This window comes from Bacillus sp. FSL K6-0268 (genome assembly GCF_038005425.1).
GTDB lineage: Bacteria > Bacillota > Bacilli > Bacillales > Bacillaceae_G > Bacillus_A > Bacillus_A thuringiensis_S.
Genome location: NZ_JBBOTF010000002.1, coordinates 228,633 through 250,340 on the forward strand (window position 1 = coordinate 228,633; position 21,708 = coordinate 250,340).

Genomic DNA, 21,708 nt, shown 5'->3' on the forward strand with positions numbered 1-21,708 from the left:
CTTGAAAAATGGGTATATATTCTTTCGCTATGTGTCTGTTTACAGTTTTTTTGTTTATGTTTCTGATAATGACACATTAGGCTGTAATGGACTTTTGTCATACTAAAATCCGACGTAAGAAATTAGCTTGGCCTTTTTTGTATAAGAAATCTTAGAAACAATCCTAGATATAAATAGGAGTGTTTGATCTCTGAATATGTTCTCATGAAAAAATAGCCTTCCATATGAAATCAGCTCAAGTATTTATTCAGTTTCATCTATACAGCAAAGTCGATAGTTTTTATGACTCACAACGGTCTTATCATATGGAAAATCACCACCAATTATTTTTATAATTTCTATTAATACAGATCTCTCATACAGTTTTATTACGATACCTGTAATTTCCATACCACTTCTCTCAAATACGATTGCATCATCTAGTTTTGCTTGCATATTAAACCTCCTCGTTATTTTGATTTTGCATTATATATGCGTATAATAAATCTACAAATTTTACATTTTCCTTTTGTAACACACGATTATTATTTTCTCAATGTAACTTAACATGCATGCTATACAAAACGAATATAAAATATCAATTTTCCTTACTTTTAGCAAAATACAGTATACAGTATGCTCTACACGCAAATGGGCTTTTACTCATATCCTTGTAAGAAGGGATAAAGCTATGAATTAAAAATACTATACTCTATTATTATGAGTGTTTTCTGCTATAAAAAAGGATACATAGATGAAAATATATTTACATATCTAAGTAGAACTATTAAGTTTTGATGCATTAGCAATTTTGGTATTTATAATACAACAGTATTTTACACATGTATGTCTAAATTGTATCGCCCCCTTCCTTTCATGTTTATAAAACCTAATATATCTTGATTTTATGCAATTCCTCATATCATCATGTAGAATCTTTAAATTTACATGTAATAGGAAAATACTTGATAGAACAAAGCTCTATCACGACTCTATTATGTCACTTAAAATGATTTTATATAATTTTTACACCATAAAATATAAAAAATAATTTTTTTCTCGTTCGAAACAGGAGGAAATAAAAAGTTCTTTCTTTTATAATATAGGACTTCTCTTCCTCGAAAAAGAATTGTATTTTGAGTATACCTACTGTAAATACGTTCATACCATACATCTAGGAATAAAATATCAAATGAAAGAAAAACTGAAAATAGATACGATTGTAATACTTTTCGCTTTTTTCTAGTAGGATAATGGCTACAAGTAGGCGTAAGAAAATACTTCCACTTGTAGAATAACAAGTCCTATCAGATATGTTGCATCAAACAACAGATGCTATTCCCTATAGAGAAATAGCATTGAAGAAATGAAATTAGATGCGAAATTTATCAAAGGTACAAAAAAAATGTGATTGTGTTTGATTTAAATGAACCAATCATGGATAATAATCCATATCAAACTATGGCCATGTGATAGGAAAAGGCTATTCATTATAAATAGAAAACATAGACTCCGTAAGGAAAAACGCTATCCTTACGTATTTTCGTTTCCTTTTTACATTATATAAATAAAAGAAAAGTGCCAATGTGTTACAATTCAAACCAGTAACTAAATCTGTTGAATGCTACATAAAAAATTAATAAAGTACATGTTTTGTTGCATAGAGAATGACGAAGGGAACGAGGAAAACAAATTATAGCGCAACAAGCTATTCTTTTTTCTTTGGAGATAATCTATTTGATTTTACTGAATTTAATAAAAAAACCATAGAAGATTGAAAAACACACCATAGAAGAAACAAATACTTTTTTTGGAGGTACAATTATTATGTTTCCAAGTCAAATGTATAGTGATGGAGAATAGGTTTAATTTCAATATAATTTGAAACAATTAAATGTGAAGAAAGATAAAATTCATAATTTTTTTACCCGTATTTAACAAGAAGAAATAGTGAAAAATTGAATTATAACAGAGCGCAGCAAGATTGGATGAATATACTGTACCTATTAAAAAGGAGTGTCACTGATAGCTAGATATATCGCTATCGTTATGCAACTGTAGGAGGGAATTCTATTTTTTTATAAATGTTTATACATCATTATTTCAACTACAACAGTTTAGAGAGGAGTTCTTTTATGTATAAATCTAATTGGATTGCTTTCTTGTTATTTACTATATCCTGGTCGTGCTATATCGTATATTTAACCGGTAATCCACTATATTTCCACCCCATATTTTTGTTATCTATTATGTTGATTACAATGCTAGGAGTCATTTTTTTTAGCAATACACATGGTTCGACGTATATAAAATACCTCATTTTCATTGGATTATCGATATATACCATACTTATATGTATTACAATTCTGAATATAGTATGAGATACATTATCAAGTTACTAGAATCGTAACCCCATTTCTTCAAAAAATTACCGAAATGACATTAGAATTTGGATATACATTTAGAGATCTATCGAAATAAAATCTACAACTAGTATGAGCGGATTGAAACCTTGTTCTTGCCAAGAATGAGGTTTCTTTATATTTGTACTCAATAACTCAAGCTATTGAAACAAAGTAGCCACGAGTATATAAAAGTCATGAATGCCCTTGTATTTGAAATGGTTGAAGCAAAGAAAAGCACGAATAAAAGTATAAAAGTTCTGAAAAGAACAAGGCACAAGATAGAACATACAAGTGCCAATGTGGATTTGAGAAACATCGTGATATCGTTGGGGCGATGAATATTCGCTACGCAACTGTGATTGGCGGTAATAGTCAATCAGCCTAAGAACCTATATGGTCTGTCTTAGGATGGGTGATGGCGCACCCTCATCTTGAAGGCTGTTCAAAACAGAAATGGACTGCGTACGTTTCGTCATTCAAGAATCCCATCCGTTACACTGTAAGGTGTAGGACTTGCAGCTTTAGCCGGGGGAGTGTCAAATGTTATTTACTTTCGTTAGAAGAATCTTTGATTCTTCTAGAGAGGGATACGCGGAATTATTGCTAATTGCTCTTCTAACGTACGAAAAAAGCATAGTTCAGACACAAAAATATGCTGTGGAGAAGACTTCCTCCACAGCATGAAAATGAGTAATAAACTTATGCCTTATTGTAATTCTTTCAAGCTGTTTTTTGTGACTTCATATTTTTTGATAACAGCTGTATATGGACTTCCTAATTTAGTAGTCTCGCCATTATCAATAGTGTAACGCAGTCTATCTCCTTCAGTATGTACAATTTCAATTGTATAACCTGCTTTCATTGGAATCATTTTTGATTCATCCGCTAGTTGCTGAGCATTGTTTATAGCTCGATCATACACTACTTCACCAGTAGATTTTTTAACTTTGATATTGGCATAGTGTGAATTTGTAGAATAAATATTAGGTATGCTTAGATTAAATTTAATTTGTAATTCTAAATTTTTTGGAGTAAAGGTCATATTTACAAATTCGTTATCCATATATCCTACTAATGACCATTTAAATTGTTGTTCAATTTGTTGATCATTTATTTTTACTAGACCTACATTTAAATCTTTTAAATTATTTTGAGTTACAGTTATGTACTTTGTTAATCCATCACTACCAAAATAAGGAACGCTTCCACCAAAGCGATAATTTTGTGGAACGTTTACTTTCGCATAGTACTTCCCATCGGCCACATCACCAAAAGAATACTTCCCTTGTGAATCCGTTGTAGAACTTTTAATTAAAGATCCATTAACAGTAAATAAATCCATTTTAATATTATTGATTCCAGATTCTCCTGCATCCATCTTACCATTTTGGTTTTTGTCTTCCCACACCACACCTGTATTTTCAGCAGCATATGTTGGCGTAGTCATCACATATTGACTACTTAATAGTGCGGTAGATAATAGTGTTCCATACATTATTTTGTTTAATTTCATAAAATGATTCCTCCCAAAGTTATTTTTCATTGACTTACTAAAGATAACGAATTCGAAAGGTCATAACAAACATAAAAATAACTTTAGGGAAAGGCCATATTTTATATTTTGATGACATGAACGTAGGAAGTTTTCAAAATATAAATTTGCACATTTTGTATTACATTGAGATGGAATTTACATCCATATCAAAAGTGATTCATGTTATAAGATTGATTGACAAAATACCGTATATAAAAGAAATTCCCTAACTTAATTTTGGTTTTTAACGTGCAATGAATTACATCATTCATTGTATATAAATTTTTCCTATGAAATAAAAATTGAATTTTCGATTTTTAATACATTAAAATAAAGTGTGAGATTCATGAATTTTCTGTCATCGAAACCCTTGTACGAATTAAGATAGGATTACCTCTATCTTTTCCAGGGTGTTGGGAAACTCTTTAGGGCCCCTCAACATTCTGGAATATTTTTTGATATTAAAAGAAAGAAAACAATATAATTTAGAAAAAATAGCCCACGCCTTTAGGCGTGGGCTGACAGTGAAGTTGGATACAAAGTACAATTAAAAATCGTAAGGTTTGTGGCACTTTAAGCATTCAAAATGTGGGTATCTTTTGCTGTAATTTTTATTAAACGGATACAATCTGAATGTGATGAATGATTATAGAAGAACGCAAACAACCGTATCATAAATGAACTACCATTTTATGTTTTGCCCACGATACAGAAGAAAGATTTTTTAACACAAAAGTTGAAGAATATTTTACAGCATTGGTTCAAAAGGTATGTACTCGGTTGGATGTTGCAATTATCCGTGACAAACCATGTTACAACCGACACACAGTCCTACTGATACAATGGTACCTGAAAAATAATATGAAATTGCTCAAGTCTTAGAGACTATTGGAGAAGTGATGGTAATAAAGCTGTACTCTGTTGCAACACTATTCTGCACAAACTATCTTTTTTTGTTTTATTCAGCTTCTTTTTGATCATCAGTCCCTATCTTTAACTGTGTCTTTTCCATTTTGCGTATAATCATAAGGGCCTGTTCCGGGACCGTTTTCGGTAGCTTTAAGGAAATTTGTCTCCGCCTCTATAGTACCTGTAATATAGCCTGTATTCTCCGTTGTTCCAGAAAATTCAACCCGTTGTACTTTTCCGAGATAGTGTGTTGTTCCATGTGGTGCCGCTACTATAGTCTGAGAAGGTATTGTAATTTGTTCTGTATGACTCGTTGTATTCGAACTAGTATGATTATAAGAGAATTCAGTAGACACTTTTTCTGTTGTAGAGCCACCGGTCCCTCCTACACCTGGGATACTTACGTTTACATTGAATGTATGAGCCAATTCTACACCTAATTTTGCTCCTTCTGTATTAGAATACGTAAAGGAATCTGTATTAGTAATCGTTTTAGACGGTGTTACGTGTGTTTGATTTAAATCTGTGACGTTTTCATACGTAGCTTCTTGCATATCATCTGCCGTTGTAATATCTTTTGATTCTGTAGCAGTTACGTCTTTAAAGTCTTCTAAAGAAAATGCTAAATTAATTATCGCTGGATTGCTATAGTGAAATGGATTGTATATTTTCCCAGTACCATTAGGTTGAATAATCGGGGGTATATACGTCATTGCCCTCATCAAATCTTGTTCAAATGTTGCCCTATCAATAGCTTTTGTTCCTTGTTCGCTTTGTGTTTCTGCCGCAAAGGTAGAAACGGGTGCTGCTAGCATGGATGTACTTAACATACATGCTAATGGAAAGATAGCTAATGCTTTATGATGTTTTTTCGTAACTACTCAGCTTAGTTAAACAAAAAAGCATGCCAAATACATGTTTCCTGTTCGAAAACATGAAAAAGAACACACTCCGATAAGAGAAAGAATCTATATGAAATAGAAACATTCTCTTACGAAAGAGTGGTATTCCAAGGAACCGTTCCGGTTTTTAACACCTGACTTATCGCTTGTAATACTGATTGATTTTGTTTTTTCATGGTGCTCATAAAACTACGTATGTGGCAAAATGATTCTGCACCTTCCTTACTTCGAAACGTCCCAGACACTTTTTGTTTGACTTTCGTCATCCGAATATCTCGCTCCGCTTGATTGTTATCAAATGGAATATCTGGACTTTCTAAGAACGCTAGAATTCTGTCCGCATACTTAGCAAAGCGATTCCATAAATTTTGAGAAGGCGTCTGTTTTCTTTTCTTTTTTTGTTCTGCAGAAGGCACCTGTTTGCCTTTCAATATGGCCTGGTATGCGGCAAACAGATTCTTTTTCTCTATTTCTGGAATATTTCCCTTGTATTGCTTTTTTATTGTCAAAGCTTGTGTAAGGAATTCTTTCATTTGTTGTGCCCATGTTTCTCCGGTACTATCTATAATCCCTTGCAAATCTCGCAAGAGATGGGCATTACATAAAACATGACGACAATCTGTATACACATCATACGGTTTCCACCCATCATGCATAGCAATTCCAGAAAAAGAAGGCAAGATTTCACCTGCATCCATCGCTTCTTTTCCGCGTTTTTCATGAATATGTTGAAATGTCACCTCCGGTGTACTCGCAGTATGTAACCATTGTGTTTTATTTTCTACTCGCATACCGGTTTCATCAAAATGGACAACAGAAGACTGCAGAATCTGTTCTTTTACTTCTTCGAGAAACGGCCGCAATTGAGCAGAAAAAGCATGGGTATGATTGACTAACGTCCCTTCGCTTATCGAATGTCCAAAACAATCTTGAAAGAATTCTTTTGTTCGTTTCAAAGAAAGGCATTGATAATGTGTTAAATAAGGAATCAGTGTTTTTATATTTGGACCATATTGAACAGGACGAGAGACAGTAGAGGGAAACTGGGATTCTTGGATAGAATGGCAATGTGGGCACTCTTTTTGTTCCACTTTATGTTCTGTGACTTCTATCAGGATAGGTGGTAAATCATACACTTGGCGAATGCGGTATCCTTTTACAGGTTCATGTTTTAAGGACGTGTGACAACAAATACAATGCGTAGGAGAATAGGTAATCATATTGTCAGGAGTCGTTGTCAAATGAAGTGTATGTCCTTTGTGGCCCAACTGGCCACCGGTTTGACGCTGGGATGATTTTCGCAAACTTTTTGTAATAGGCTTACGAAAACCATCTGTAGAGGGTGGTTTATGACTATTTGTAGAGTTTTTTTTTGAACGATTTTCTAATTCTTCTATACGCTCTTTTAAATTCTGTATTTGACTTTCTAATTGATGAACAAAATCGTAAATAGCTTGAGGTCCCTTTTGATAGACAGCTAGAATTTCTTGTTTTTTCAACATAAATACCACCTCCTTGTCTGATATATCTAGTATTCACACAAAAAGTACATATCAGACTAGTAAATGAAAAAAGCCTCCGTGAGGAAGCTGAGTAGTTACGTTTTTTCTTCATAAAATAGTATCCCCCTTTTGAATTGTTTTTTTAGTCTACTTTAATTATATCAATGAAATGGGAGACGAACGTTTCAAAAATAGCATTTGGCAAAATATAGAATACTATAAACAAACGAAAATAGAACGTACTCAGAGAAAAGTAAAAGTTTAGCGGAATTTTAGGTGTGTACGTGACGAATATACCTTGAGAATGCGTTATGAACAGGTACACAAATTATATTGGCGTTGGAAAATGTAAATGGTCTTTAAAACGTGGAAATCACTTTTCAAAATAGATCCTAATTGTAATGTAAAACAAGAACGATTAGACCCCCAACTATAGGGCCGCACTATACTATTTCGAGAAAATCATACAGTATTAAAATCTAAATTGTATAAAGTCATACAAAATAAAAGGTGATACATATTAAGTAAGCATGCCTAATATGTATCACCTTTTATTTGTTGTTAAACAAACGCGCCCGATTGCTGTAATTAAGAATTGTTTATTTTAACAATAATCGTCATCAAATGTTAATCAGTTTTAACTGCTCATTTGTTAATTTTTGGCATTTTCTTCAGCCCAGTCGAGATTGACTGTGGTTCAATAAATTTATCTTATTTTCTACAACGGCAATGTTTTCGTCTGTTTGTTTTGCGATAAAAGATTGTACGTTGTTCTTCTTAGATTTGAAACACGAGGCACTAGTTTGTTATTTTTGAAAAAGTGTATACACACAAAGTTGCAAACAGACGACTGCATCGCAATACGATCCACTTCTTTTAGCCAGACACACACTGTCTTCTTGGCAGGAAGTTGGGCAGAGTACCATAGTCAAATCTCTCCTACCTATTCACGTCACTTTCCTTAAGGAGAGAATCTTCTTGGCTAAAATAATAAAAGTAGTGCTACATTTATATACGTATAAATAGTAGTCACTACTTTTTACAGGTGCAACAGGTGCAACAGGAGGAACAGGACCCCCCTATACCATATATATGGTTCATAATGGAATTTGTGAATAAAATAGTTTATTCTGATTGTTATTTTTCTTTGCACGAAAATGGTACGTATTTTTAGCGTATAAAGAATTGGTAGCTTGTATCTAAATATACAATTTCTTTTAAATAGAATTGTTATGTCATTACAGTTGAACAACATAACTTTAGCCACTTTCTCTATATTTAGTAGTCTGTACAAAATCAAAAAGAATTTATTCATCAATTATTTGGATTCACAGCGTAAAGAATGCTTCCAGTAGGACTCCTCATTATTTCTTGGGAATATATCCTTTCTTTGCACCAGAACCTTTGATTCTATGACTCGCCTTCATGGTAGGATAAAGCTTTAGCGGGTGCACTGGATGCAGGAGCAGAATTCATAAAGTGAAAGGGCTCACCGCAAAATATAGTACACAATTTGAAAAGGAATATGTACTATATAACTGTGAATGCAGCCTATGTTTTTTTTGAAGATGAATTGGTTGAACTTTTATTTTTCGTTTTCAAATTTTCCAATGGTAACACTTATATCAGCTGTATTTGTTATATTGGCAAAAGTACGTAATTGATCAACAGCATGTATATGCCGAACAACTTCACTAAATTGAGCAGATCTTTTCGAATGAGAAGCATCTTGGACAAATGTAAAACGAAACCCACGATGGTAGCCATCTATAATAGTAGCCATGCAACACATAGTTGAACCATATCCTATTACAAAGATTTCATAATCTATTAGTGGCTCCATATGATTTGAAAACACAAGGTCGGAAAAACAAGAAAAATTTTCTTTAGTAAAAATAAATTCATTATTTTTAGGTTCAAATCCGGGAATAAAATTACTATATTGAGAATCTGGATGGAATATCGCTCCATCTTGAAGGTGTTGGACATGTAGAATCTCCCAAGACTCCGCTCGAGCTGTTTCTAATACTTTTTTTGCATTTTTTAAAGATGGGCTAATTGTTGAAATAAAAAAGGGGCGTCCTTCTGACACGTATTCTTGCTGAATATCGATTAATAGTAAAACTTTTTTCTTTTCCATATTAATACTCTCCTTACATAATCATATAATTTAAGATGAAATTAACACACAGGTAAAATTATTTTAAAGGATAAGAAGTATGTAGATAGAATGTTAATGGCTTATTTAAGTAATAAACCATTAACATTGATAATTATTCCTCATTTTCAATTTTGAAAATGAAGTATTAATTGTTCGGCTACCTTAATTGAATCGAAATAAGGATTTTTCAAGTGGTCCTTCTTCATCTAATCGACCCTCTGGTCGATTTAAATACATCGGAGTTTCACCTATACAAGATGTTACATCCACATGCACCGTGTTGGAGTGCATTTTCAAGGTTGATGAATCTGCTTCCATTTCGATATATTCATAATCAGAAAATCCGAATGAGTTTCCTACAACGCGAAAACCGTAGCTTTCATAAAACTTTTTTAATTGAGATTGAGCATGAAGATAGAAATGTTTATAACCTTTTTTAAGTCCAAACGAAATTAGGTAGCTAAGTAGCTGATGGCCATAGCCTCTACCTCTATATGCATCTCGAATAGCTAAGCGCTCAATTTTAATTACGTTTGGAAAATAGCGGATTCGAGCAGTTAATACTGGTTCTTCTCCAATTAATCCAATAATTTGGGTAGCAGTAAAATCATTTAAATCGAATTCTTCTTCAAAAGGACAGTGTTGTTCATGCATATAGACAATGGCACGAACTAAATTAGCTTTTAACTTTTCCTCTTCATTTTCTACTACTTTAATAACGAGATTCTTGGTTACTTCTACAGGTCCCGATTTTTCGAGCTTTTCACATGGTTGTGGTAAATATTCTTGTAGTAAACCTTCTAAAATATGAAAATTTCGTGATGCGACTTGTACTGTAGAAGCAGATTCTCGAAATGCGCATAGAATTTCTTCAATTGTTTTTGGTGCCATACCCTTACTGCCATTTCGTATAGCGGTTGCAGAGATGCCATCTACTCTACGAATTGAATATGGATAAATCCATCCAGATTCATCATAGATTCTTCTAACCCACATACCTCCCAAATCACTTCCATGAATACCATGTATACGTTTCTTCGAGTATTTCTCTTTGATTTTGTGGATAATGCCATAAAATCCTTTATTATGATAAATATCCGGAAAAGAAAGGACTTCGATTTTGTCTGTCAATCCTGCTTCCTCGATCGCTAATTCCATCATTTTTTTTCGGGTCTCAAATTCATAAAATCTGTTTCCAGTTGGAAAGTAATTCACGTGTACATCCGCTTGGGGGGTCCGTTTATAGATGCGCATTCCAGCTTGTCTTTCTGCAATTTCTATTTCGCCCTTAGTCAAAGCATCTGCATGTAATTTAGGAATCACAGTTGAGTGTATAATTACTTTTTCTAAGTTACGTTCTTTTATAGCCTGTTGTATGATAGCTAAGTGAGTATTATGAAAAGGATTAAATGTTCCAAAAAAAATGCCAATGCCCCCTTTACGAGGGAACAATGAACGGAAATCTGAAAGTATACCGGATCCAAATACCCAACTACCAAATATCAAACCTGTCAATAAAAAAATGGGCCTCATCCATTCAATACCAATTGCTGCGGCTGCGGTAATAAGGATATTAAGTGCTAAACCAAGAGATACATTTTTATTTACATTTCCAATTTCACGATTAGCTAAAGTAATGGCTATGTATTGAATACCTTGTGAAGCAATAGTTGTTAATAAAGAAATGCCCCATATTCCGCCCAATGATTTTGTATCAAATTGATTAATAATATTGCTATACAAAAATACATAAAAAATAAAAAGATTGAATAGCCATTGTGCAAAAAATCGACCCATTCTTCCTGGGGTTACAAATGCGGTTTTAAAGCAAAGCCATTCATCAATTTTATTACTAATACGAGAGTAATAAGGGAGAAAAAAACTAATGAAAAGTGTAATACATACTAAACCTATGTTGGCCCATGCCTGATGAGGATAAGCATAAGCAATATACATTAAAATACCGATAAAGTAGCCAATTAAGGTAGATGAACTTAGTAAATATGATTGAAATCGTACCATGAAAATTTCTCCTCTTTTTATATATGACATATCTGTTCTTGTGTTTGGAAAAGAAAAGTTCTTACATAGGCCTATAGGATGTGTTTTTCCTTGAATAGAATATAATTGAGAGTTGTGTATTTTATATGTATTTTATAGGTCTATTGATGTGTTTTATTTGGAAAATATCACTCTTCATGTGGTTACAGGGTACGGTACCTAGTTTATGAATCTAGGACATGTACCTAAGTCAAAGTTAGGGTTCTGGTGCAAAGAAAGAATATGTTCCCAAGAAATAATGAGGAGTCCTACTGGAAGCATTCTTTACGCTGTGAATCCAAATAATTGATGAATAAATTCTTTTTGATTTTGAACAGACCGATCCCGTAAATCAACCTGTTCTTTTTTTATCATATGCATGGCTTCTACTCCTGCAAGAATACATGTAGCTGTGCCAAAAGATTTAAATCCTAACATAGAGCGTACACGTTTTTTAATGAACCGATGGTCTTGCTCCACTACGTTATTTAGATATTTTATCTGTCGAATTTGAGTGCTTAACGATACTTTTTCTCTTTCTTTAATTTAGTGATGGCAACTGGATAAACAGGATTTTTATCAATTGTGATTGTACGAGGTTTTGAGACATGAAAAGACTGCAAAGCTTTCTTAAAGAATCGCTTTGCAGCCGTATGATTCCTAGTTTTACTAAGATAAAAGTCAATTGTATTTCCCTCAGAATCAACCGCGCGGTATAAATATACCCATTGTCCTTTTACTTTTATGTACGTTTCATCCACTCGCCATGAAGCATTTGTTTAAGATGACGTCGGATCCATTTATCCAGTTCCAGTCCGTATTGATGGACCCAGCGCATAATCGTGGTATGAGCTAAGGATAATCCTCTTTTTTCCATCATTTCCACCAAGTCTCGAAAACTTAGATTGTACCGTAGGTACCAACATACAGTTAATACAGTGATATCCGGTTGGTAATGCTTCCATTTAAACAAATTATCCCTTTGCATACTGATCATGCACCTTTATAGAGCAATACTATCAGTATGTCCAAGGTTTAGAGATTACTTGCAATTCCTCGATTTTTTTGCACCAGAACCCATAGTACTGCCTGTTCCCTACATAGATATCCATATTTTTAAAATATGAACGCATTATGGCTTCTTAAAAAGATGCTGGTGTATAAAGAATTGTTACCATATAAAGCTCATCCGACAGGCCAGTAGGAAGCCAGTCAGCTAGTGCTACTTCACCTGGAGAATCATAGTAGTGCGATCCCAGGGGTATACCTGGCCGTTTATCGGCATTAAGACCTACTAGAACCTGCTTATACCTCTCGTCGGGTGATAAGAGTGTAATTTTTTTGTTTACTAATTCATTCAATGGTATGTGTCTTATGAGTATAGAGTGTAGTGCACCAGTGGATTCAAAGTAACATTCCTGCCCATCAATCACTTTGAAGTCTGTAACTGCTGTACCATCATCATTAAAATAATAATTACTACTTGGTTGGCCTGTTTTATCTGTAAACCAACCAATCACTGCTGCACCACCATTTTTTTCATCAAAGTAATATTTTTTTCCATCTTTATCCGTAAACCAGCCAGTTTTCTTAGAACCATCATTATTGAAATAGTAAATTTTACCATCTACATCTTTTTTGAGTCCTAGTTGTTGATAGAATAAAATATTCATACCCTGCTTTAATTTGGCATGATAGATATTTTCATCCCCTGTTTGGCTCATTTGATTATGTATCTCATCATATGTTTGACGATCCATCCCAATTCTCATAACTTCTGGATTAACGTTTTGGTACATCAGCTTATCCCCATCGATTTTTGCTCCTGGAAATGCAGTCTCTACCGCCTCTCCTAACGTGACTTCTGGTTGGCTCTGTATGTCATAGTTTGCTGCCTTTCGAGCTGAAATGTACCTTTCTTTCGTATCATTGACCGTATTTATCGTAAGAGCTGCTGTTTTATTTTCAATATCGTTCATAATATTTTCCCATTTTTGCGAATCATCCACAATTGCATCTCCATCTGAATTGTATGTTTTGTAGTTTCCAGATGTTTGCGTCGTTTGAATTTGTAAAGGATCACCCTGTTCTATTTGTTGTACCTGGCTATAACTCAACTTAATAGGCTGTGCATTGAAATCATCCATCGTATTCCAAGCAATTGGACCTTGTGTTGTTGACGGATAAAATGCTCCAGGGTTTAACACGTTTGCTACTGTATTGGCTTTTGCCATAACAGTTGCGATAGTCGGTGCAGAAGAGCCTTCTCCTACAACAAAATTAAGCGTTGGTTTTACATTGTAAATGGGCGCAGTTCCAACATTTACATATCGTACATTTCCATTTAAAAAGGCTGCTTCAGCTGTATTAATTCCTAATGTTTCACTCCATGATTTTCCATCACTATGCCCACTTGTATTAGAATCTGATTTATCTACAGATACACTCGTCGTATAATCATGAGAATAATTGGCTGATACAGAAACCGACCACGGATAGCCAGCAGATACAGAGGCCCCTATTGTATTCGACTCCGACGTACTATTTGTAGTGGAGATTCCAACAGTATGGCTCGATTCATTTGTTTCCGTCCCCCCTTGATCATGAGACACGTTTTGATTCTTTGTTAGTATCATTTTTTCCATATTGACCCCTACTTTTGGAAAAGCAGCTACAATCGGATTTTTTGCTTCTGATAAAATACCACCATCCACATGATCTAACACTTTATCCGTATCCGTATAAGGGTCTCCCGTAGTATGTTTATTCAGTGGATCCGATTTGTATTTGGTATACCCTTGTGCTTTCAGCGCGTCATCCCATTTTACAATGAGACCGTTTTTCACCGTATATCCATTTATTTCCCAATCATCTGGAATGTTATCATCATCAGAATCGATTGTAACGTCCCCATCATCATCTGCCATGACATTGTTTTTGGATGATATTGTAAATTGTTTAACTTTATCCTTAGAAAAATTAGGTAAGACTAAATTATTTTCTGGCACAACTTCTTTTTCTTTTCCATTCACAGACCACAACATCTCAAATTGTGAAGCTCCATTTTTATCTGTGTGATATTCTACCGTAATGGCATATGTTTTCCCTTTCTCTAGGGTCATCTTTTCTTTCATGGGAGCATCTTGTACAATTATCTTCCCATCGATTTGAATGGTTGCATGTGAATCATCTGATGTAGAAAATTCATATTCGCCACTTTCACTCGGTTGAATGTAGCCCATCCAACGTACAGATTGGAACTGTTTGCTTATCTTTCGATAAGGCCTCCTGTAGCGTTTCTGTATTGAGTTGCGTTTTCCCTGTAGATTGAACTGTAAACATAGTCAAATTGTGAAACGCATCATCTGTATAATAATTTGCTAACAAACCATGTTTCACTTCTTTTGGGTCTTTGGTTTGTTCACTAGGATCCTGTGTAGCTGCATACGAAATCGCGGGACCCATGAGTTGGCTTACTAGCATGGTAGTCGCCAACACTTTGTATATATTTTTTATCTTCATCTTTTACTCTCCCGTTTGTTCAACATGTAAAATGAAGTGAACTCCTCAGTAATGTTCTCCCCATTCTCATTCAAATTGTAACAAGAAACGAGAGTGACGATGTAAACTAAAATGAACTTTCACAAAAGTGATTTATTGTAAAACACGCTGGGAGATAACCGATTATTTCCAATTGGTTGGTTTCAAATCAACAAAGTTAATATATCGACATAATATAAAACTACTTCTAATTATCTTCTGTTCTCTACTAATAGGGGTAAAACCAAACGTCTATCAACTAGATTTTATAAATGTTTAGGAAAATTTAGGTAGATGATTATTCTGCAGAAAAACTAGCATGCATACTATTGCACGTACAAGAAAGAAGAAAAATTGCAAAACAATTAAGGCTTGATTGTGAAACAGTCGGAAAACACATCGACAAATACGAGGAAAAAAGAGAAAAACTTTTATATACAAAAACTTAATAAATAAAATTCTTATGTATGTCATGTGATCCACATAAGAAAAGAGGGTATATATTCATATATTGAACATATATCCTCTTTTCTATTTCATCTATTTAAAATAGTTTTCTAATCATATATCTTTTTAGAATCCTAGTATCAGTGTATCCAAGAAACATCGAATTTAAAAGGTTACGTCAAAAAAATTAACCTGTTACCCCAGGAGTAACCGTTAAGTATAAAGTGGATGTATCGTAAACGAATTTTGTTTGCGCTAAAGATACTGGCGCTTTTTCCAATGCAGGACCTGGATTTACAGTATACGTAGATGATAATTGATATACAGCTCCCCTGTATTCTTTCAGTGGATAAGAATCCGCCACTTTTTCATTACTTAATTGTTGTGTATTTGTTACTTGTCTAGTTACTGTAATAGTATGATTATAACTTACTGATAATTGTGTACTAAACTCATGTTCCGCTTCCGCAGGTAGAATACCGCCAGCATTTCGGAAAAAAACAACGTTAAGAATATTTTATGTTAAAACCCTCCATTTTTTCTGGTTGACGTTTCAAAAAAGTTAATAAGATGTATGATAAATAATTTATAGTGTAGAAAAAACGAGATGTAATCAAATCTCGTTTTTTTAATCTTTACTATCCCGTTCATTTTTAAATAAATTTTTAAATAAATTTTTAAAATATCATTATTACCTTCTAATAGGTATTAATTTCCAATAAGTAAGAATTCTCCATATATATTCCAATGGTCCCATTCTAAAAAAACGAAGCCATATCATACTAAATAATATCTGAATGATATAAATACCAATGCAAACAATGTACAGAAATAAGAATAAGTACCTATTCGCTGACAAAGATATCCCACAATTAATACAAGAGCTGTTTGTGAAATATAATTTGTTAACGCCATACGTCCATAATATTTTAATGGGCAAAATAGTTTTTGTACCCAGTTATTTTGTAATAATATAACTAAAATTCCTATATAGAAAGCTGAAGCAAAAGTCCTTGTACGATCCCGACTTGCAAAAATAGATTAGATGCTTGCATATCAGATCGAACTGCACCAGCTATAATCATACCACTTATCACAGGAGGGATATGCATATATTGAAATACTAATCCAATTACAGCAAAAACAGCTGCAATAATTGTAAATATTTTGTATGCTCTTATGTTTTTTGATATATTCGGTGTCGTTTACAATCGTACCATGTCTGAAAATCAAGCCGCTTAATTCAAAAAATTGAAACCCGTTAGGGTTTATTTCGTATGCAAACCTTTCACTCATCTACACTTGCCCTTTAGAAAAAAGAAAAAATCTCACTTAAAATTGACTTTGCATAAGCTTAGCTTGATAGCGATGTGGCGGTACCCCTAATAAGAAACAAATAGAACATGCTTTATTTCTTTTACATAATCATTCTTACAAAGAAGTGGAAGAAAAAATGGGGATTTCAAAAAGTACATTAATCAGAGCAAAGAGGCAATTTAAAAAAGAGTGCGCCAAAGAAATTACAGTTACATCATAGCATTCATCCACCCATTTACTTTTAATGGAAAAAGTCCTGCAGACTAGAGCAGCTACCCTGTCACTAAGCCTACAAATCATCGGCACTATATTCTATATATCCCTCATAGTAATAGCTAATATCTATACCTTTCATGAAAACTTCACGGTCATTGATTGTAGTGGTCAACGCATTTTTAATTAGATAACGAATTTCCAAATCATTAACTGGACTTCGCTCCATGGCTGAAAGATACGCTTCTTTTTCAATCAGATTCCAATCAACGACTTTCTTTAATTCTTTTTTCAAGATTAAGTCTAGCCAAATACGTGTACTACGACCATTACCCTCTCGAAACGGATGTGCAACATTCATCTCTACATACTTCGCCACAATTTCCTCAAGAGTGGATTGTGGCATACTATCAATGTAATTCAATGATGCCTCTAAGTACATAACTGGTGCAAATCTGAAATTCCCTTTTGCAATATTCACATTACGTGTCTTACCTGCAAACTCATAGATATCACCAAACAGATATGTATGAATATCTGCTAAGCCTTTGTATGTACCGACATCTAATTTATTAATATCTCCCGAATCATACATCTTTTTGGCATTGGTTTTACTTATCCTCTCTTCTGCTTTTGCTAACTCGATTTGATTCGTAATTCCTAACTTGTTTTCTAACATTAACCCATCCCCTTTACATCGAATATATTTTAAAACGTAAAACATTCCATATTTTTCTGAACCTCATCAAGTGGTAGAGGTATGTGTAGCAATGTCGGACATTATTTGTACATAAAAAAGGAAATTTTCCAATTTAGTATCTTTTCCCACCCCCTCGAAACAGTGGAATAGCAAAAAATTTAGTGACAAAACCCTTATCAATAAATGATTAAAATTGTTTAAAAAATAAACATATCAAAACATATACAGTTTCATTGACATGTTTCAGATGTTATTACGTTGTATTTTTGAAATAAAAAATAAAAAATTTTGAGATAGTTACCGCATTTTGGATATTTAAGAAAAACAGCAAAACAAAATCTAACACATTAATCAGAATGAATTTCTGTAGTTTACTATACGGCATGATTTCTTTCATTTGAGATGCATACAGTTTTGATTAGTAATACAAAGAATGTTTCTAGATACCATGGTTTATTCGCAATCTACATTTCTACATTTACGAATTCTCCTATACCTAAGATAGTGTCGTCTGCAAGACTGCATTCAAAAAAGCTCCTTCAGTCCCTTGGGTTCCAAATAATTGCGTAAAAGCAAAATCAATATGAAAATTAACGCGATTGTTCATTCTGATACCTACCTAGCCTTTCATACCTCTATCATATCAAATTCATTTCAAAAGAACGAGCGGATAAAAAATACTCCATATAGGCTATTATTTTACATACGCAAAATTTGTTCATTATTTAGCGAATTTCCCCGGACTTTGCACAAATCATGCTGAATCAAACGTTTGTTTAAAAATAGGAGTATTTGTCCCTCCAATCTATGTGTGTAACACCCCCCAACATATCAAAAGGATTCCCTTAACACCGGTACGTCTTCGCCAAATTTAGCAAGACATGATTTTAGACATCATCGGAGCGCAGTGCCCTACCGTAACAATTACAATGCTTATATAATAGGAAGAAACTCGGTTGTCTTCTTTGTAAATATCATTCCATTTCAGCTGTATATTTCGTTTTTCTTTGTGCTTCATATTCTTTTACTAGTTTATAAAAAGAAGAACGTTTTATATCATATTTTCTCATTGCTCCGACGGCTGTAATTTTTCCAGATTGCCACTCTCGGTATGCCTCCATAAATTGATCTGTAATTTGTACAGGCGGTCTTCCTAAAGCAATCCCTTCCGCTTGTCTTTGTTTGATATCATTTCTTTCTTTTTCTGCAAAAGCAGATAGAATGGTAAGGGTTGCTTTTTGTACAGCTTGCTGAATCACATCGTTTGTACTTTCGCCATTATAATTCACATTAATAAAAGGCTCTTTAATAAATTGCAAATTAATACGCTGTTGTTCAAAGTAACGAAATTCCTCTAATAAATCATTCATGCTACGCCCTAATCTTGTTAAGGAATCAAAAATAATGGTATCCCCCGTACGCACCAATCTTTTTAACATTTGATAATTTTCCCTCTTCATATTTTTCCCAGATTGCTTATCAATAAAAATATCCCGATCTTCTATTCCAAGATATTTCATATTTTCAATCTGACGTTCTTCATTTTGGTCTTTACTGGAAACCCTAACATATCCAAACTTTTTATCTTGCAATCTTTTCACCTCGGCCACAATTATAGCTCATTTATATCCGTAAAGGTATATAAAATTTAAAGATGTCTGTAAAACAAAAAACAAACTTTTATAGACGCGTCTTTCCCTATGTTTCTATGTATCTGAAAAAGTGTACGTTTACGAATGGATTTAAAAAATAATGTACTGTTTATGGTTCTGGTGCAAAAAATTCGAGGAATTGCAAGTAATCTCTAAACTTTGGACATACTGATAGTATTACTCTATAAAAGGTGTGTGACAATTTGTTTAAATGGAAGCATTACCAACCGGATATCATTGTATTAACTGTACGTTGGTACCTGCGGTACAATCTAAGTTTTCGAGACTTGGTGGAAATGATGGAAAAAAGAGGATTATCCTTAGCTCATACCACGATTATGCGCTGGGTCCATCAATACGGACTGGAACTGGATAAATGGATCCGACGTCATCTTAAACAAATGCTTCATGGCGAGTGGATGAAACGTACATAAAAGTAAAAGGACAATGGGTATATTTATACCGCACGGTTGATTCTGAGGGAAATACAATTGACTTTTATCTTAGTAAAACTAGGAATCATACGGCTGCAAAGCGATTCTTTAAGAAAGCTTTGCAGTCTTTTCATGTCTCAAAACCTCGTACAATCACAATTGATAAAAATCCTGTTTATCCAGTTGCCATCACTAAATTAAAGAAAGAGAAAAAGTATCGTTAAGCACTCAAATTCGACAGATAAAATATCTAAATAACGTAGTGGAGCAAGACCATCGGTTCATTAAAAAACGTGTACGCTCTATGTTAGGATTTAAATCTTTTGGCACAGCTACATGTATTCTTGCAGGAGTAGAAGCCATGCATATGATAAAAAAAGAACAGGTTGATTTACGGGATCAGTCTGTTCAAAATCAAAAAGAATTTATTCATCAATTATTTGGATTCACAGCGTAAAGAATGCTTCCAGTAGGACTCCTCATTATTTCTTGGGAACATATTCTTTCTTTGCACCAGAACCCAATTGTGTGCGAATTCAAGAAAAATGAAACCACTTGTTCCCTAAATTCTTTAGGGAACAAGTGGTTTAGGTGTTTTGATAGGTGTCCCGTTTTCGAGGGTCACTTCAAATTACAAATTAACAATGTGCTCGGAGATGCTGGTTCTACCCTTAAAAATGAGATAGGCTAGGGTTTATTTCACATACAAAGTTTTGAAGTTCTACCTATTAATTTGAGCAACAAAACTCTACACCCCTATACTTATCATTGTACGCATTTACCTTGATGGCAATGTATATGCCCTTAACTATTCAACATCGTGTAGATGAGATATGCAAGTTTATATTTTTTTGCTATACTGAATTATAAATCAATTTGTAAAGTGAGGTATAATCTTTTGAATAAACGACGTATTTTTATTGGTGCGGTAATAAGTAGCATTTTATTATTATCCGCATGTGGTTCCTCAGAAAATGTTGCAACATCAAAAGCAGGAAATGTAACACAAACCGATTTAGAAAAAGAATTAAAGAAAACGTATGGAAAAACAGCATTACACCAAATGATGCTGAATAAGGTTTTACTGGATAAGTACAAAGTTTCTGATGAAGAAGCAACTAAAAAAGTAAAAGAATTAAAAGAACAGATGGGAGATAATTTCAAATCAGCATTGGCACAATCTGGCCTTAAAGATGAAAATGCATTAAAAGAACAAATGAAACCCCAAATCGCTCTTGAAAAAGGTATTAAAGCATCCATTACAGAAAAAGATCTTAAAGAAAACTACAAACCAAAATTGAAAGTAAGTCATATTTTAGTTAAAGATGAAAATACAGCAAAAGAAATCAAAGAAAAATTAAATAATGGGGAAGATTTTGCTACACTAGCTAAACAATATTCAGAGGATCCTGGTTCAAAAGAAAAAGGAGGCGAATTACCTGAGTTTGGTCCAGGTGAAATGGATTCTAAATTTGAAGAAGCGGCTTATAAATTAGAAGTAGGACAAGTAAGTGATCCGGTAAAGTCCTCTTATGGATATCATATTATTAAGGTAACAGATAAAAAAGAATTAAAACCTTTTGCAGAAGAAAAAGAAAGGATTCGTAAAGAATTAGAAACCAAACGCTTACAAGATCAACAATGGCAGCAAAAATTTATTGAGGATTTATTAAAAAAAGCTGATATAAAAGTAACAGATAAAGATTTAAAAGATACATTTAAAGAATCAAAAAAATAGAAGTATGTACCAAAAAAAGACCCTAATAGGGTCTTTTTTTGGTACATACTGTGAAATAATAGCTACTTATTTGCCTTATAAATAAGTAGGAGTGTTTATTTCTCTTATATTATAACACGTTATCACCTTAATTATTCAATTTTATAAAAATAATTTATATGTATCAAATTGAATAGAACACACATCTTAATGAATTGTATCCCTTTATCATTTTTATTATTTCTTTTAATCCTCT

The 21,708-nt window shown here is 33.5% G+C and carries 12 protein-coding genes and 7 pseudogenes; 5 read left to right on the top strand and 14 right to left on the bottom strand.

The window, feature by feature from the left end; translation table 11 throughout:
• Window positions 1-243 precede the first annotated feature (243 nt).
• Window positions 244-435 carry a DUF2187 family protein gene (locus tag MHI28_RS31955; protein ID WP_340828585.1) on the bottom strand — a complete coding sequence of 64 codons (192 nt, stop codon included), beginning with the start codon at window positions 433-435 and terminating at the stop codon, window positions 244-246.
• Between the two features lie 2,199 nt (window positions 436-2,634).
• Between MHI28_RS31955 and MHI28_RS31960 the strand changes: the two are divergent.
• A pseudogene (locus tag MHI28_RS31960) lies at window positions 2,635-2,769 on the top strand (zinc ribbon domain-containing protein); the annotation flags it as partial.
• A gap of 321 nt (window positions 2,770-3,090) precedes the next feature.
• Here MHI28_RS31960 and MHI28_RS31965 read toward each other — a convergent pair.
• Complete coding sequence (locus MHI28_RS31965) at window positions 3,091-3,897, bottom strand: SdrD B-like domain-containing protein (RefSeq protein WP_340828586.1); 807 nt, start codon at window positions 3,895-3,897, stop codon at window positions 3,091-3,093.
• A gap of 698 nt (window positions 3,898-4,595) precedes the next feature.
• Here MHI28_RS31965 and MHI28_RS31970 point away from each other — a divergent pair.
• Window positions 4,596-4,716: pseudogene (locus tag MHI28_RS31970) on the top strand (transposase); the annotation flags it as partial.
• A gap of 182 nt (window positions 4,717-4,898) precedes the next feature.
• Here MHI28_RS31970 and MHI28_RS31975 read toward each other — a convergent pair.
• The 10 genes and pseudogenes from MHI28_RS31975 to MHI28_RS32025 form a co-directional block, all read right to left on the bottom strand.
• Window positions 4,899-5,657 (bottom strand): ETX/MTX2 family pore-forming toxin, encoded by a 759-nt coding sequence (locus MHI28_RS31975; RefSeq protein WP_340828587.1) that lies wholly within the window; start codon window positions 5,655-5,657, stop codon window positions 4,899-4,901.
• 161 nt (window positions 5,658-5,818) lie between these two features.
• Window positions 5,819-7,231 carry an IS66 family transposase gene (gene tnpC / locus MHI28_RS31980; protein ID WP_197233369.1) on the bottom strand — a complete coding sequence of 471 codons (1,413 nt, stop codon included), beginning with the start codon at window positions 7,229-7,231 and terminating at the stop codon, window positions 5,819-5,821.
• Window positions 7,232-7,932: 701 nt separating this feature from the next.
• A pseudogene (locus MHI28_RS31990) lies at window positions 7,933-8,150 on the bottom strand (IS200/IS605 family element RNA-guided endonuclease TnpB); the annotation flags it as partial.
• A 666-nt stretch (window positions 8,151-8,816) separates the two neighbouring features.
• Window positions 8,817-9,371, bottom strand: a complete 555-nt coding sequence (locus MHI28_RS31995) for an isochorismatase family protein (protein ID WP_340828588.1) — start codon at window positions 9,369-9,371, stop codon at window positions 8,817-8,819.
• 183 nt (window positions 9,372-9,554) lie between these two features.
• On the bottom strand, window positions 9,555-11,414 hold the full coding sequence (locus MHI28_RS32000; protein ID WP_340828589.1) for a GNAT family N-acetyltransferase: 1,860 nt from the start codon (window positions 11,412-11,414) through the stop codon (window positions 9,555-9,557).
• Window positions 11,415-11,717: 303 nt separating this feature from the next.
• Window positions 11,718-12,420: pseudogene (locus MHI28_RS32005) on the bottom strand (IS6 family transposase).
• 154 nt (window positions 12,421-12,574) lie between these two features.
• A complete protein-coding gene (locus tag MHI28_RS32010) occupies window positions 12,575-14,674 on the bottom strand; it encodes a binary toxin-like calcium binding domain-containing protein (protein ID WP_340828590.1) in 2,100 nt (699 codons plus the stop codon).
• On the bottom strand, window positions 14,652-14,954 hold the full coding sequence (locus MHI28_RS32015) for a hypothetical protein (RefSeq protein ID WP_340828591.1): 303 nt from the start codon (window positions 14,952-14,954) through the stop codon (window positions 14,652-14,654). Before MHI28_RS32015 ends, MHI28_RS32010 begins: the two co-directional genes overlap by 23 nt.
• A gap of 652 nt (window positions 14,955-15,606) precedes the next feature.
• Entirely contained in the window at window positions 15,607-15,783 is a 177-nt protein-coding gene (locus MHI28_RS32020) for a hypothetical protein (protein ID WP_340828592.1), read from the bottom strand.
• 327 nt (window positions 15,784-16,110) lie between these two features.
• A pseudogene (locus MHI28_RS32025) lies at window positions 16,111-16,457 on the bottom strand (DUF418 domain-containing protein).
• Between the two features lie 337 nt (window positions 16,458-16,794).
• Between MHI28_RS32025 and MHI28_RS32030 the strand changes: the two are divergent.
• Window positions 16,795-16,956: pseudogene (locus MHI28_RS32030) on the top strand (helix-turn-helix domain-containing protein); the annotation flags it as partial.
• Window positions 16,957-17,025: 69 nt separating this feature from the next.
• Here the strand turns inward: MHI28_RS32030 and fic are convergent.
• Complete coding sequence (gene fic, locus MHI28_RS32035) at window positions 17,026-17,628, bottom strand: protein adenylyltransferase Fic (protein ID WP_340828593.1); 603 nt, start codon at window positions 17,626-17,628, stop codon at window positions 17,026-17,028.
• A gap of 995 nt (window positions 17,629-18,623) precedes the next feature.
• Window positions 18,624-19,259, bottom strand: a complete 636-nt coding sequence (locus MHI28_RS32040) for a recombinase family protein (protein WP_340828594.1) — start codon at window positions 19,257-19,259, stop codon at window positions 18,624-18,626.
• A 233-nt stretch (window positions 19,260-19,492) separates the two neighbouring features.
• Here MHI28_RS32040 and MHI28_RS32045 point away from each other — a divergent pair.
• Together MHI28_RS32045 and MHI28_RS32050 are read left to right on the top strand one after the other, a co-directional pair.
• Window positions 19,493-20,192 (top strand): annotated as a pseudogene (locus MHI28_RS32045) (IS6 family transposase).
• Between the two features lie 441 nt (window positions 20,193-20,633).
• The gene (locus MHI28_RS32050) at window positions 20,634-21,473 is read left to right on the top strand and encodes a peptidylprolyl isomerase (RefSeq protein ID WP_340828595.1); all 840 of its coding nucleotides are present in this window, start codon (window positions 20,634-20,636) and stop codon (window positions 21,471-21,473) included.
• Window positions 21,474-21,708: the final 235 nt, after the last annotated feature.

Bases quoted from the DNA above. Each gene is read 5' to 3' on its own strand.
- MHI28_RS31955 (WP_340828585.1), bottom strand. From the start codon at position 435: ATGCAAGCAAAACTAGATGATGCAATCGTATTTGAGAGAAGTGGTATG.
- MHI28_RS31965 (WP_340828586.1), bottom strand. From the start codon at position 3,897: ATGAAATTAAACAAAATAATGTATGGAACACTATTATCTACCGCACTA.
- MHI28_RS31975 (WP_340828587.1), bottom strand. From the start codon at position 5,657: ATGTTAAGTACATCCATGCTAGCAGCACCCGTTTCTACCTTTGCGGCA.
- tnpC (WP_197233369.1), bottom strand. From the start codon at position 7,231: ATGTTGAAAAAACAAGAAATTCTAGCTGTCTATCAAAAGGGACCTCAA.
- MHI28_RS31995 (WP_340828588.1), bottom strand. From the start codon at position 9,371: ATGGAAAAGAAAAAAGTTTTACTATTAATCGATATTCAGCAAGAATAC.
- MHI28_RS32000 (WP_340828589.1), bottom strand. From the start codon at position 11,414: ATGGTACGATTTCAATCATATTTACTAAGTTCATCTACCTTAATTGGC.
- MHI28_RS32010 (WP_340828590.1), bottom strand. From the start codon at position 14,674: ATGGGCTACATTCAACCGAGTGAAAGTGGCGAATATGAATTTTCTACA.
- MHI28_RS32015 (WP_340828591.1), bottom strand. From the start codon at position 14,954: ATGAAGATAAAAAATATATACAAAGTGTTGGCGACTACCATGCTAGTA.
- fic (WP_340828593.1), bottom strand. From the start codon at position 17,628: ATGTTAGAAAACAAGTTAGGAATTACGAATCAAATCGAGTTAGCAAAA.